Raw genomic sequence first — 12,422 nt, 5'->3', positions numbered from 1 at the left:
GAGGCTCACAGTTGCAGCTCGAGCTGCCAGAACCCGCTGCTCGTGAACCCGCGCGGTGTCACCAGTCCGGCGGGCAGCTCATCCAGATGCGCAGCTGCGCCCGGCCCGGTCACAGCCACCGCGCTGGTGCCGGGCATCGGCGCCAGACGCCAGGGGTACGGTGCCTCTGCCAGCGGGTCGGCAGGCAGCCGTCCGGCGATATAGTCGCGCACGGCTTGACGGATCCGCATCGGCGCCAGCGGCAGCTCTTCGGCCTCGCGCAGCATCCGGAAGCTGCCGCCGCCGCTGACCCGGTAGCTGTTGGCGGCAACCGCAAAGCGCTGCTCCGGCGCCACCGGCCGCCCGTTCCAGCTCAGATCCTGGATCCGGCGCGCCGAGGGGTTGATGCACACGCCGGCGGCGGAATAGCGCGGCGGCTGCGACAGATCGATCCGGTAGCTCAGCCCGAAAATCACGTCGAAATGGTGCCCCGCCCGCTTCGGATCGGCCAGCCGGGCGCCGGAACTGCCGGGCTCGATCCGGTTGAACAGCCCCGCCGACATCTCCAGCCACTCCCGCAGCTGCGCACCGGTGACCGTGACCACCCGCAGCTCATTGGGAAACACCTGCAAATCGGCGATATTGCGCGCGCACAGCTCGCCGGCCGGGATGTCGGTATAGGAATGCGGGCCGGAGCGGCCGCCGAATTTGCACGGCGCCGCGGCAGACAGCAGCGGCAGGTGTTCCGCGGCGGTGCCCCGCAGCAGCGGCCGCACCGCAGCCGCCTGGGCACAGGCAACCAGCGCCAGGCCCCGGTCGGGCGCGAAAAAGGTGAAATAGGAATGCATCGCCACCGGACTGCAGCCCGCAGGCTGCCGCATCCGCTCCAGGGTCCGGGCGTGGTCTGCCGCCATCGCCCGGGTGAAGCCGGCCTCCTCATCCACCAGTGGCTCAGCAGCACCGGAAGGCCCTGTCTGCGCCACCGGCTGAAGGCTGGCGGTGCCGCCAGCAAGCTGCCAGCCCGCGCCGGTATACTCCAGCTCCAGGCTTATGACGCCCAAATGCGACCCGTGCGCGCCTGGCATCACCACCGGCTTGGCGAAAGGATACTCCGGGTCAGGCAACGTTAAGTGGGTATGTCCGCCCACCACCGCATCAATCCCGGGCAGCGCCGCCAGCTGTTCCAGCGCGTTCTCGCTGTGGTCCGCCCCGGTCCTGGCCGCGATGCCGGTGTGCGCCAGTGCCAGCACCACATCGCAGCCTTCATCCCTCAGCCGCCGGGCCTGGGCTTCGGCGGTTTCCACGATACCCGCGGCCTCCAGCTCCACTTCCAGCGCGTGGCCGCTCCAGATCAGTGTCTGGGGCGGCAGCACCGACAGCAGGCCGATCCGCACCGGCGGCAGGCCGGGGCACCCCGGGATTTGCCGCTCCAGTACCGCGTTCTTTGCAAAAGGCAGTTCATACCCGGGCTGCACCGCCGTCAGGCTGGAGCACAGCACCGGGCAAGGCACGTCCGCAAGCACACCCGCCAGCGCTGTGAGACCGTAATCAAAATCGTGATTGCCCAGGCCGGCCGCATCATACTCCAGCACCTGAAAGGCGCGCGCCAGCGGATGCGGCCCATTGGCACCTGGAACGATATCGCCCAGCGGCGAGCCCTGAAAGCCGTCACCGTTGTCGACCAATATACAGGCTGCACCCTGCTCAGCCGCCGCGGCACGCTCACGGGCGATCAGGCTGGCCACCCGGGACAGGCCGATGGCCGGGTCGGGGCGGTCGGAATAATAGTCATGGCTCAGCAGGTTGCAGTGCAGGTCCGTGGTCGCCAGGACGCGCAGCACCCCAGCGGGCCGGGCCTTCGGAGCCCCCGCCCCGCTCGTCATGTCCGAATCTCTGCTGACACCGCCTGCCCGCCGCTCCTCTCGCACCATTCGGCGCCATTCTTGATTAACGGCTATTTGAATCAGCGTTCTAAGGATTTGCAATAACTCCTTTCGGCGGCTTGTTAACTTTTTGCGGCCGCCTCACCCCCTGCGGCATGGTTGCACCATGGTTTGCTGAAAAAAGCCCCCGAGGCAGCCCGAAAGGTGTGGCGGCGCAGCGACAGGCAAGCGCGTATCGCGGTGAAATACTGGCAACGCCTGCGGCACACTGTCATGGATTGCCGCAGCCGGTCCGGGATGCCGGGTCAACAGCCGCCAGTCAAAGGGGAGCCGCCATGAAACGCGCAGAACAAGTGACCTTCGGCGGCGGCGGGCTGGATCGGGCTGCGCATCTGCGCACCGACGCAGGAGCGTTGAAAACGGCCTGGCACAGCGCCAAGGCCCGGGTGCTCTTGATGTGGCGCGGCAAGCCGCTGACAGTGCGTGAAACAGAGGCGGATCTGCCCTGCGGCCTGGCCTGGACCGCGCCGGACCACCCGCTGGCCGCCAGCGGCCGGGACACAGCTCTGTTCCTCGGGCTGGAGCCCGGCGGCGCGCCCTGCTTCGCCTGCGATATCAGCGGCTGGCAGCCCGAAGGCCTGGACCAAGAGGCGCTCAACAGCTTTGCCGACGCCAGCGAGCAGCAGCACCCGGATCTGCCGAAGGCCCATGTCTTTGCCGAGCTGCGCCGGGTAATGACCCGCCTCACGCCGCTGGAGGCCGAACTGGCCACCACTGCCAAGGCCATGCTGTCCTGGCATCGCAGCCACCGGTTCTGCGCCTGCTGCGGCGCGCCCAGCGACATGGCGCAGGCGGGCTGGCAGCGGGTCTGCCCATCTTGCAAGGCGCCGCATTTTCCGCGCACCGACCCGGTTGTGATAATGCTGATCACCCATGGAGATTCAGTGCTGATGGGCCGCTCGCCCGGCTGGCCCGAGGGGATGTATTCGCTGCTCGCAGGGTTTGTCGAACCCGGCGAGACGCTGGAGGCCGCGGTGCGCCGCGAGGTGCTGGAGGAAACAGGCGTCAGGGTCGGCCCTGTCAGCTACCTGTCAAGCCAGCCCTGGGCCTTTCCCATGTCTCTGATGTTCGGCTGCGCAGGCGAGGCGCTCAGCCGTGAAATCACCGTCGATCCGGAGGAAATCGAGGACGCGCTGTGGATCAGCCGCCAGGAGATGATGACGGTCTTTGCAGGCGATCACCCGGTTCTAAAGCCTGCACGGGAGGGGGCAATTGCCCATTTTCTGCTGAAGAACTGGCTTGCGGACACGCTGGACTAAGGCGCATATTGCCGCAAACCGCGCCACAGCCAGGCGGCGCAGAAGAGGCAGGCAGATATGAAATTTCAAAGCAAAGAAGACATCGAGTCCCCTATTGCCGAGGTCTTCGGTGCGATTTCCGATTTTGAGCTGCTGGAGCGCTCCGCCCTGCGCCGCGGCGTAGAGCTGCAGCGTAGCGGCGACCTTGCCCATCCGGAGAACGGCCTGGCCTGGGACCTGAAATTCAGCTTCCGCGGCAAGCCGCGCGACATCCGGCTGACTTTGTCGTCCTACGCACCGGTGACGGGCCTGACTCTGTCCGGCAGCGGCAGCGGCGTTGACGGCCGGATGGAAGTGGAGCTGCTGGCGCTGTCGCCGCAACGGACCCGGATGTCTGTAGAGCTGAAGCTGACCCCCTCCAACCTGACCGGCCGCCTGCTGGTGCAATCCCTGAAGCTGGCGCGCAGCAACCTGACCCGCCGCTTCAAACTGCGCCTCGCCGAATTCGCAAAACTCACCGAAGAACGGCTGAACCGCACCGCCTGAGCCGCTGCCAGGCGCCCGGCCCCGGGTCAGGCCTGTGGCAGCAGGCGCGGCCACAGGGCAGCGTTTTCGCGGGCAAATGCCCCCAGGTGGCCAATTGACTTCAGCCCCAGCTCCCGCGGGGCCAGAACTGCCCGGTTCTGCGCAGCACCGCCGAACACCTCACCCAGCCGCCAGACCGCCTCCGGCGGCACAACGTCATCATCCGCCATCGCAAACAGATCCACCGGGATGCCGGTCTCTGCCCAGCGCGGCTGCGGCAGTCCACGCCCCGTCTCCGGCAGATAGCTGCCACGGGTGGTGCACCAGCGCCGCCATTGCCAGTAAACCCCTGCCGGCAAATCGGCCCCGAACCCCACCGCACGCCCGGGCAGATAGCCCAGGACACGGGCCGCCAGCGGCACATGGCCGAACCAGAAAGCCAGCGCCAGCGCGCGGTAGGGCCAGGGATGATCGTGGTGATGCACCAAGCCGCCCGCAACCACGATCATGCGGGCGACGTCCTCAAGATCGTCCTGCAGGGGCATCAGCATCGCGCCCAGCGAATGGCCGATCACCCACAACGGCACGCCCGCATAGTGCCGCCGCATTTCGGCCCGGGCAGCGGGCTGATCCGCCAGCGCCCAATCGGCCATTGTCACTTTGGACCGGCGCGGATGGTCCAGCGCCGAGTCTCCGAAATCCGTGTAATCATAGGTCAGGCAGGCGATCTGCCGCTCTGCTGCCAGCCAGCGCGCGAAATGCCGGTAAAAGCGCTGCGGCACACCGGTTGCGCCGTTCAGCACCACCGCTGCCTTCACCGCGCCATCCGGGTGGTACAACCGCCCCGCCAGCGCCCCCGTTCGCGAGGCAAAGCGCACCTCTTCCTCCCGGAAACCGGCGGTAAGTTCTGCGTGTCCGTCGAGCATGGCAGCCTCCTAGACCAATCGGTCCAATTCCTGACTGGACCATTTGGTCTAATGCTGTCAAGCTGCCGCCATGACTGACGTGACGACAACCAGCCCGCCTTCCGGCAGCCCGGCCCCGACCCGGGACCGGCTGATCCGGGCGGCCGCCGGCCTGTTCCGGAACAAGGGCTATAACGGCACTGGCCTGGCTGAACTGCTGGCCGCCGCCGAAGCGCCAAAGGGTTCGCTCTACCACCATTTCCCCAACGGCAAATCCGACCTCGCGCTGGCGGCGTCCACTTGGGCCTCGGACCAGATGCTGGCCCTGATTGATGCCGCCTTCGACCCGGCCCCAAGTTTCGAGGCCGGGGCCAAGACGGTCTGCTACAAGCTGGCGAAACTCTTTGACAAGCAGGGCAAGTGGAGCGGCTGCCCGGTCTCTGCGACCCTGTTCGCCGGGCCGGAAAACGACGCCTTCCGTCAGCACGCCGCAGACCTGTTCGAGAGCTGGATCGCGGCCACCGCCCGCCACGCCCAGCGCCTGGGCCTCCCGCAGGATGAGGCGCGCGCGGCGGCGGAGAACTTCTATATCCTGCTGCAGGGCGGCTGGCAGCTGGCGCGGGTGCGGCGCGATTCGGATGTGATCCGCGCCCTGCACACCCAGATGCAGCTGCAGAAAACCGATTGACGACTCAGTGAACCAGCCGCTACCGCTTGTGGTGATGGTTCCCGTGCCACAGAATCTTGTGTCCGGGATGAAAAGGGAACACGGTGCGGCCCCGCCCCAGGCAAGGCCAAGTCCGCGACTGCCCCCGCAACTGTAAGCGGCGAGCGACCCCGATAGAGCCACTGGTCTGATACGAGACCGGGAAGGATCGGGAAAGCTGCGACCCGCAAGTCAGGAGACCTGCCATCGAACGTGTAACTCGAACCCGGGCGGGGTGTCCGGACAGGGTCTGATGGCACCGCGGGACTCCCGCTTTCTCATCCGGTCTCTTGTCCCCCAAACCCCCGCACCACGCGCGGAGGGCGCAGATATGATGTGGACGGACCAGACGCATTTCTATGCGGCAACGGATTGCAAATACCTCGGGAAGCCTTGTCCAGCGGCAGAGCGGATGATCGCCAAACTGGCCGAGGCGATGACCAAGGCCAAGCCGCTGACGCAAGAAGATTTTGAAATCACCGGCACCACCGCGCTGGACGGCTGCCCGCGCACCTGCCCGGCGCAGTTTGCCGCCAGCCACGACCGGATCCGGCTGTTCTGCGGCGTCGGCGAGGATGCCCCGCGCGAGGGCCTCGACCGCTTTGCCGATGCGATCCTCAGCCGCGACGGCACCGGCTTTGCCGCCTCCCGCCTGGACGCCCGCCCCTGCGCGCTGATGGAGGCCCTGCCGAGAACCGCAGAGGCGCGGCAGGCAGAACGGATGATGGCGCTGTGAGCCCGCTTCCAACGGCACCTGCCCGGCCGTTCGGCCGGGCGAAGGGGAATACGTTCTAACCCGCCAGCTGCCCCGCGCAGGCCCAGTCCAGCTGCGCGTCTGTCTCCACTGCGCAGGGCCTGACCGACCGCAGCCGTGCCAGTGCCTGCGCCGGATCCTCGCCGCATTCCACCATCAGCCGCAGCACCGCCATCCCGGAGCGCCCGCAGCCGCCCCGGCAATGCACCAGCACCCGGCCGCCGCCGCCCAGCGCCTGCCGCGCCGACCGGCTGGCGGCCGGCCATTTCGCCGCCACCTCCGGCGGCGGCGTGCCGAAATCCGGCACCGGCAGGTGCAGCCAGCGGCAGGCCATGCTCTGGAGGTCCACCCCCAGCCGCGGAGCCCCGGCGGCCACGTGCTCGGCCTCCGTGGTCATCGATAACACCAGCCCCGGCTTCCATTGGTAAATCTGGATCAGGTCGCCGCGGTAATCCCCCTCGGCACCGGGCAGCCGGCACAGCGCTAGAATGCCGCCGCCCGCGGACAGCGCGTGGATTGTCAGCCCAGCTTGCGCCGCCTCATCCTGCGCTGCTGGATCAGAGGTATCTTCAGATCGCATACCGCCTCCTAGCCGCTGCGTTCCTGCCTCCCCGCATTGCCCCCTCGGCCCCAGCCTAACCGGTCAGCGCACATTCCCAAAGTGCTTTTGCAGCCAGAGGATTGCCCCGTTCTGCGGTGGACGAACGGGCTGCGCTTCAATACCCTGCGCGGAACGCGGACCACCCCGCACACCGAATCCGGCACGAGACACCATGAACGATACCCCCAGCGGCACCACCGGCGGCACCGGCCAATCCCAATACCAGGTTCTGGCCCGCAAATACCGGCCCGAGACCTTTGCCGATCTGGTGGGCCAGGACGCGATGGTTCGGACGCTGAAGAACGCCTTCGCCGCCGACCGCATCGCGCAGGCTTTCATCATGACCGGCATCCGCGGCACCGGCAAAACCACCACCGCACGGATCATCGCCAAGGGCATGAACTGCGTCGGCGAGGACGGCACCGGCGGCCCGACCACCGATCCTTGCGGTAAATGCGAGCATTGCGTGGCGATCATGGAAGGCCGCCATGTCGACGTGATGGAGATGGACGCCGCCTCGCGCACGGGCGTCAACGACATCCGCGAGATCATCGACTCGGTGCAGTACCGCGCCGCCTCTGCGCGCTACAAGATCTACATCATCGACGAGGTCCACATGCTGTCGACCAGCGCGTTTAACGCGCTGCTCAAGACGCTGGAGGAGCCGCCCGCGCATGTGAAATTCATCTTCGCCACCACCGAAATCCGCAAAGTGCCGGTGACGGTGCTGTCGCGCTGCCAGCGCTTCGATCTGCGCCGGATCGAGCCGGAGGTGATGATCGCCCTCCTGCGCAAGATCGCCACCGCCGAAGGCGCCGAAATTGCCGAGGACGCGCTCGCCCTCATTACCCGCGCCGCCGAAGGCTCTGCCCGGGATGCGACCTCACTGCTGGATCAGGCGATTTCCCACGGCGCCGGAGAGACCACCGCCGATCAGGTCCGCGCCATGCTGGGCCTGGCCGACCGCGGCCGGGTTCTGGACCTCATGGACATGATCCTGCGCGGCGATGCAGCGGCAGCGCTCACCGAACTCAGCGGCCAGTACGCCGAAGGCGCCGACCCGCTGGCGGTGCTGCGCGATCTGGCGGAAATCACCCATTGGGTCTCGGTGGTGAAGATCACCCCTGATGCAGCGGAAGACCCCACCGTCAGCCCGGATGAGCGCGCCCGCGGACAAGCGATGGCCGAAAACCTGCCGATGCGCGTCCTCACCCGGATGTGGCAGATGCTGCTGAAGGCGCTGGAGGAAGTCGCTGCCGCGCCAAACGCGATGATGGCCGCCGAGATGGCGGTGATCCGCATCACCCATGTGGCCGACCTGCCCTCGCCCGAGGAACTGATCCGCAAGCTGCAGGACACCCCGCCCCCGCCGCCTCCGGGTCCCGGCAGCGGTGTGCCGATGCAGGGCATGGGCGCCCCGGCCCTTGGCGGATCGGGCGGCGGCAATGCCCAGGGCGGCTATGGCGGCCCAGGCGGCCCCGCCGACGGCGCACCTGTGGCCCATGGCGGCGGCGGCACCGTGACCGCGCTGGTGCCGCAGGTCAGCTCCGCGCTGGCCCGCTACCCGACGTTCGAACATGTGGTCGAACTGATCCGCACCAACCGCGACGTGAAACTGCTGGTCGAGGTCGAAGGCGGTGTGCGCCTAGTCTCCTACCAGCCAGGCCGGATCGAATTCACCCCCGCCGCCCAGGCGCCCAAGGATCTCGCCGCGCGGCTTGGCTCGGCGCTGCAGAACTGGACCGGCGCCCGCTGGGTTGTCTCGATCGCACCGGATGGCGACGCCCCCACCATTGCCGAGGTCCGCGACGCCGCCGAGAACGCCTTGCGCGAGAAAGCCACCGCGCACCCGCTGGTGCAGGCGGTGCTGGAAAGCTTCCCCAAGGCCAGGATCAAGCGCATCCGCACCCCCGAGGAGCTGGCTGCCGAAGTCGCCGCCGAAGCTCTGCCCGAGGTCGAGGACGAATGGGATCCGTTCGAGGACGGGTGACGAATCCACGTAGGGTAGCGCCTTACCAGGATGAAGGTCACGCGCTGCCCGGCCTGTCAGCCGGGCGAAAGGGCGCTAAAGTCCAGCAGCAAGACAAACCTGCCCCTTGTTTCACAGCCCCGCGGCCCGTATCTGTCCCCCAAACCGAAAATCTCAGGAGAACACAGATGCTCAAAGGCCTCGGCGGTCTTGGCGACATGGCCAAGATGATGAAATCGGCACAGGAACTGCAGACCAAGATGGCGCAGATGCAGGAAGACCTGCACAACGTCATGGTGACCGGCGAGGCCGGCGCCGGGCTGGTCAAAGCAACCGCATCCGCCAAGGGCGACCTGAAAGCCCTGGACATCGACCCCTCGATCTTCAACGGCGACGACAAGGAAGTGGTCGAGGATCTGATCCTGGCCGCGATCAAGGACGCCCAGGCGAAGGCCGCGGAGAAGGCGCAGGAAGAGATGACCAAGCTGACCGAAAGCATGGGCCTGCCCAAGGACATCAAGCTGCCGTTCTAAGCAGCTGCACGCTCCCATATTTGAAAGGCGGCCCGTTTCGAGCCGCCTTTTTGCTTGCCCGCCTCAGCTGGTCTCGAGCCAGAATTTCAGGAAACGCCGCCCTTCGTATTGCACCTCCCCGGTCTGAACGGCCCCCAGCCGGGCCAGCGGCCGCAAATGCCGACGCGTCGGCGGCAGCAGAAAGGTGACATAGGGGATGCGCGCATCCCGCCGGGCAAAATCCAGCGCCTTGCGAGCAATGGAGGGGCCGAGGCCAAAGCAATCCGGCCGCAGCACCAGCCCGAAATCCCATTCACTGCCCTCTTTCTGGAACCCGCCCCAGCCGAGGTAGGTGCCGCCGCGCAGAAACGCCCAATGGCCCAGCCCGTCGCGTTTCCAGCAAGCCTCCTTGGCGGCAACGAAGGCTTTGGCCGCCTTCTCATCCCAAGCTCCTGTCAGCAGCGGCATATGCTCAGCCATCCGCGGATCGGACATGTGGAGGGCAATCTGCTGCGGCGCAACCTCGGTCAGCCGGGCAAACCGCAGCTTCCGGGAACCGTCGTCCAATTGCTCTGCGGCACGTCTCATTCAAAATCCTCACCCAGCTCTGCCAAGGCATACCTCCGGGCAGCGGCAAAACAAACCCTGAACATTTTACCGCCCCGCCCTTGCGCTCCCCTGCCCCGATCAGCCTATATGGCTGCGAAGAAAAGGGCCCAAGGCATGATCAAGAACTCCACCAGCGACATCGAAGACCTGATTGCCCTGATGGCCAAACTGCCCGGACTGGGGCCGCGCTCGGCCCGGCGCGCGGTGCTGCACCTGATCCGCAAACGAGCATTGCTGCTGACGCCGCTGGCCGATGTAATGAGCGAGGTCGCCGCGACCGCCCGCGAATGCCTCAACTGCGGCAATGTTGGCACCAGCGAGATCTGCCTGATCTGCACCGATGAGCGGCGCGCCAACGGCGAACTCTGCGTGGTCGAGGATGTGGCCGACCTCTGGGCGATGGAACGCGCAGGCGTGTTCAAGGGCCGCTACCACGTGCTGGGCGGCACCCTGTCGGCGCTGGATGCGGTGGGCCCGGAGGATCTGCGTATTCCCCGGCTGGTGGACCGGGTGGCGACCGAAGGCATCAGCGAGGTGATCCTTGCGCTGAACGCCACCATCGACGGCCAGACCACCGCCCATTACATCGCCGACCAGCTGCAGGGGCAGGTCAAGCTCACCTCCCTGGCGCAGGGTGTGCCGATCGGCGGCGAGCTGGATTACCTCGATGACGGCACCATTTCCGCAGCCCTCAAGGCGCGCAAGGAAATCTGACGGCGCGGCCGGGCGCAGAAAATTTTTGAGGAAAAATTTTGGCCGGAAAATTAGAAATTTTCCGGTGCCGCGCCCGCCATTGGTGGGCGCGGCCTCCCTCAACCTGTCAGCCGTAGAAACTCCTCAACCCCTGCACTGCCCGGTCAAAGGCGGCGTCATCCGCATCCTTGTGCAGCACCATCCGGATGGCCCCGGAAGTGCCGCCGCCTATCACCACCCCCTCCGCCGCCAGATGCGCCCGCAGCGCATCGTTGCGCCCGTCAGTCGGCGTGAAGAACACCATGTTGGTGGCCTGCGCCACCTCTCCCGCTCCCAAGCGCCGAAGCACACTGGCCAGCTCTTCGGCACGGCCATGATCCTCCGCCAGCCGCCCAGCGTTATGCTCCAGCGCATAATGCCCGGCCGCCGCCAGCACGCCCGCCTGCCGCATGCCGCCGCCCAGCATTTTGCGCCAGCGCCTTGCCCGCGCAATCACATCCGCAGGCCCAACAAGGACCGAACCCGCAGGTGTGCCCAGCCCCTTGGACAGGCAGATCGAGACCGTATCCGCCAGCCTGGCCAAATCTGTTTCAGAGCATCCCAGCGCAGTTATGGCATTGAAGAACCGCGCCCCGTCCAGGTGCACGGACAGCCCCGCCTGGCGCCCGGCCTCCGCCGCAGCTGCCATGTCCTGCAAGGGCACCGCCAGCCCGTTGTGCGTGTTCTCCAGCGACAGCAGCCGGCTGATAGGCAGGTGCGGGTCATCCTCCTTCACCGCGGCCCGGATCCCTGCCGGGTCCAGCGCCCCGTCCGGGCGCACCGGCACCGGGCACAGCGCTATTCCGCCCAGGACCGAGGCGCCGGCGGCCTCATAGGCGTTCACATGATAGCCCTTGCCGCAGATAACTTCCTCGCCGCGCGCGCAATGCGCCAGCATGGCGGCGAAATTGCTCATCGTGCCAGTGGGAACGAAAAGGCCGGCCTCCTTGTCCAGCCGTTCGGCCAGAACCGCCTCCAGCCGGTTCACGGACGGGTCTTCGCCATAGACATCATCGCCCAGCTCTGCCGCAGCCATGGCCTGCATCATACCCGCATCGGGGCGCGTCACCGTATCGCTGCGCAGATCGCAGAGGACAGCACTGCCCCCTGCCCCCGCAAGCCTTGCATATTGGCTCATTCCGTCACCTGCTCATAGGCCAGCGCCGCCACGATATGGACGCGCCGGGTTTCGCCTCCGTTCAATGCGGTGTGGTAGCCGCGGGTGTCAGTGAAATACACCGACCCGTCCGCTGGCAAGTGGGTGACGTGATGGTTCACGATGAACAGCGAGCCGGGATTGGACAGCACCGGGATATGCAGCCGCGGCTCCGGATCGCGGTGCCAGGAGTTGCAATTGTAAAGCCCCTTGGACAGCACCCGCGTCCGCCCGATCGGGAAGCGCTTGGCCAATTCCTCATGCACATGCTCGAAATAGGTGCCCGCAAACCTCGGATTGAACTCGGAAAACTCCACCTCCGGCACCAGATCCTCGCGCGGCTCCTCGACATAGCGGCCGTCGGCGCGCAGCCAGTAGCGGCCCGACAGGTCGTTGGCGGTCCATTCGGTCTGCCCCGGCCGCTGCGTCAGCGGCAGCGCGGCAAAACCCTGCTCCTGCATGCCGCCCATGAACTCCTCGCGCCGCAGGCATTCCGCCAGTGCCTCCTGCAGCAGCTGGATGTCAAACCTCAGCTCCAGCCGCTGGATGCCGGGTCCGGGCACAAACTCCGCCACCGAGGCGGAGTCGGGCATGGTCGCCATGGCTTGGGTGACAGCCTGCACATCGGCGTCGTTGATCTGCGGTTCAAAACTCATATCGCGCGCTCCCGTATGGTGTGCTGATCGCGTGGGGTGATGCATTCGGCGCCAGTGTGTCAGCCCCGGAACCGCAAAAACAGCCGGTATTCCGCACCCTCTATTGCAAAAATCGCAACACATGGCAGGGTGACCGC

13 protein-coding genes and 1 riboswitch are annotated in these 12,422 nt (G+C 66.7%); of the genes, 7 read left to right on the top strand and 6 right to left on the bottom strand.

Annotated elements, in window-relative coordinates:
* Window positions 1-5: 5 nt before the first annotated feature.
* A complete protein-coding gene (locus AC5STI_RS17450; RefSeq protein WP_495447555.1) occupies window positions 6-1,862 on the bottom strand; it encodes a 5'-nucleotidase C-terminal domain-containing protein in 1,857 nt (618 codons plus the stop codon).
* A gap of 335 nt (window positions 1,863-2,197) precedes the next feature.
* Here AC5STI_RS17450 and nudC point away from each other — a divergent pair, with 335 nt between their 5' ends.
* A complete protein-coding gene (gene nudC / locus AC5STI_RS17445) occupies window positions 2,198-3,181 on the top strand; it encodes an NAD(+) diphosphatase (RefSeq protein ID WP_495447554.1) in 984 nt (327 codons plus the stop codon).
* Between the two features lie 57 nt (window positions 3,182-3,238).
* Entirely contained in the window at window positions 3,239-3,706 is a 468-nt protein-coding gene (locus tag AC5STI_RS17440; RefSeq protein WP_495447553.1) for an SRPBCC family protein, read from the top strand.
* Between the two features lie 26 nt (window positions 3,707-3,732).
* Here the strand turns inward: AC5STI_RS17440 and AC5STI_RS17435 are convergent, their stop codons facing one another.
* On the bottom strand, window positions 3,733-4,611 hold the full coding sequence (locus AC5STI_RS17435; RefSeq protein ID WP_495447552.1) for an alpha/beta hydrolase family protein: 879 nt from the start codon (window positions 4,609-4,611) through the stop codon (window positions 3,733-3,735).
* 70 nt (window positions 4,612-4,681) lie between these two features.
* Between AC5STI_RS17435 and AC5STI_RS17430 the strand changes: the two genes are divergently transcribed.
* Together AC5STI_RS17430 and AC5STI_RS17425 are read left to right on the top strand one after the other, a co-directional pair.
* Window positions 4,682-5,278, top strand: a complete 597-nt coding sequence (locus AC5STI_RS17430) for a TetR/AcrR family transcriptional regulator (protein ID WP_495447551.1) — start codon at window positions 4,682-4,684, stop codon at window positions 5,276-5,278.
* Window positions 5,279-5,296: 18 nt separating this feature from the next.
* Window positions 5,297-5,519: riboswitch (cobalamin riboswitch) on the top strand.
* A gap of 108 nt (window positions 5,520-5,627) precedes the next feature.
* The gene (locus AC5STI_RS17425; protein WP_495447550.1) at window positions 5,628-6,032 is read left to right on the top strand and encodes a hypothetical protein; all 405 of its coding nucleotides are present in this window, start codon (window positions 5,628-5,630) and stop codon (window positions 6,030-6,032) included.
* Window positions 6,033-6,087: 55 nt separating this feature from the next.
* On the opposite strand, the gene AC5STI_RS17420 is transcribed toward AC5STI_RS17425, so the two are convergent.
* Entirely contained in the window at window positions 6,088-6,630 is a 543-nt protein-coding gene (locus AC5STI_RS17420; protein ID WP_495447549.1) for a protein-tyrosine phosphatase family protein, read from the bottom strand.
* A 193-nt stretch (window positions 6,631-6,823) separates the two neighbouring features.
* Here AC5STI_RS17420 and AC5STI_RS17415 point away from each other — a divergent pair, with 193 nt between their 5' ends.
* A complete protein-coding gene (locus tag AC5STI_RS17415; protein WP_495447548.1) occupies window positions 6,824-8,641 on the top strand; it encodes a DNA polymerase III subunit gamma/tau in 1,818 nt (605 codons plus the stop codon).
* Between the two features lie 167 nt (window positions 8,642-8,808).
* The gene (locus AC5STI_RS17410; protein WP_421053220.1) at window positions 8,809-9,153 is read left to right on the top strand and encodes a YbaB/EbfC family nucleoid-associated protein; all 345 of its coding nucleotides are present in this window, start codon (window positions 8,809-8,811) and stop codon (window positions 9,151-9,153) included.
* 63 nt (window positions 9,154-9,216) lie between these two features.
* On the opposite strand, the gene AC5STI_RS17405 is transcribed toward AC5STI_RS17410, so the two are convergent.
* A complete protein-coding gene (locus tag AC5STI_RS17405) occupies window positions 9,217-9,720 on the bottom strand; it encodes a GNAT family N-acetyltransferase (RefSeq protein WP_495447547.1) in 504 nt (167 codons plus the stop codon).
* 135 nt (window positions 9,721-9,855) lie between these two features.
* Here AC5STI_RS17405 and recR point away from each other — a divergent pair, with 135 nt between their 5' ends.
* Window positions 9,856-10,455, top strand: a complete 600-nt coding sequence (gene recR, locus AC5STI_RS17400; RefSeq protein ID WP_495447546.1) for a recombination mediator RecR — start codon at window positions 9,856-9,858, stop codon at window positions 10,453-10,455.
* Window positions 10,456-10,561: 106 nt separating this feature from the next.
* Here the strand turns inward: recR and ltaE are convergent, their stop codons facing one another.
* Entirely contained in the window at window positions 10,562-11,611 is a 1,050-nt protein-coding gene (gene ltaE / locus AC5STI_RS17395) for a low-specificity L-threonine aldolase (protein ID WP_495447545.1), read from the bottom strand.
* On the bottom strand, window positions 11,608-12,285 hold the full coding sequence (locus tag AC5STI_RS17390) for a hypothetical protein (protein WP_495447544.1): 678 nt from the start codon (window positions 12,283-12,285) through the stop codon (window positions 11,608-11,610). Before AC5STI_RS17390 ends, ltaE begins: the two co-directional genes overlap by 4 nt.
* Window positions 12,286-12,422: the final 137 nt, after the last annotated feature.

It is taken from the genome of Leisingera sp. CC-HEC096 (assembly GCF_059429235.1).
Note: the sequence above shows the minus strand (reverse complement) of the source record. Positions and strands in the feature narration are given on the sequence as shown.

Excerpts from the sequence above, each read along its gene's own strand:
- AC5STI_RS17415 (WP_495447548.1), top strand. The coding sequence starts at position 6,824 with ATGAACGATACCCCCAGCGGCACCACCGGCGGCACCGGCCAATCCCAA.
- AC5STI_RS17420 (WP_495447549.1), bottom strand. The coding sequence starts at position 6,630 with ATGCGATCTGAAGATACCTCTGATCCAGCAGCGCAGGATGAGGCGGCG.
- AC5STI_RS17425 (WP_495447550.1), top strand. The coding sequence starts at position 5,628 with ATGATGTGGACGGACCAGACGCATTTCTATGCGGCAACGGATTGCAAA.
- recR (WP_495447546.1), top strand. The coding sequence starts at position 9,856 with ATGATCAAGAACTCCACCAGCGACATCGAAGACCTGATTGCCCTGATG.
- ltaE (WP_495447545.1), bottom strand. The coding sequence starts at position 11,611 with ATGAGCCAATATGCAAGGCTTGCGGGGGCAGGGGGCAGTGCTGTCCTC.
- AC5STI_RS17450 (WP_495447555.1), bottom strand. The coding sequence starts at position 1,862 with ATGACGAGCGGGGCGGGGGCTCCGAAGGCCCGGCCCGCTGGGGTGCTG.
- nudC (WP_495447554.1), top strand. The coding sequence starts at position 2,198 with ATGAAACGCGCAGAACAAGTGACCTTCGGCGGCGGCGGGCTGGATCGG.
- AC5STI_RS17405 (WP_495447547.1), bottom strand. The coding sequence starts at position 9,720 with ATGAGACGTGCCGCAGAGCAATTGGACGACGGTTCCCGGAAGCTGCGG.
- AC5STI_RS17410 (WP_421053220.1), top strand. The coding sequence starts at position 8,809 with ATGCTCAAAGGCCTCGGCGGTCTTGGCGACATGGCCAAGATGATGAAA.
- AC5STI_RS17430 (WP_495447551.1), top strand. The coding sequence starts at position 4,682 with ATGACTGACGTGACGACAACCAGCCCGCCTTCCGGCAGCCCGGCCCCG.
- AC5STI_RS17435 (WP_495447552.1), bottom strand. The coding sequence starts at position 4,611 with ATGCTCGACGGACACGCAGAACTTACCGCCGGTTTCCGGGAGGAAGAG.
- AC5STI_RS17440 (WP_495447553.1), top strand. The coding sequence starts at position 3,239 with ATGAAATTTCAAAGCAAAGAAGACATCGAGTCCCCTATTGCCGAGGTC.
- AC5STI_RS17390 (WP_495447544.1), bottom strand. The coding sequence starts at position 12,285 with ATGAGTTTTGAACCGCAGATCAACGACGCCGATGTGCAGGCTGTCACC.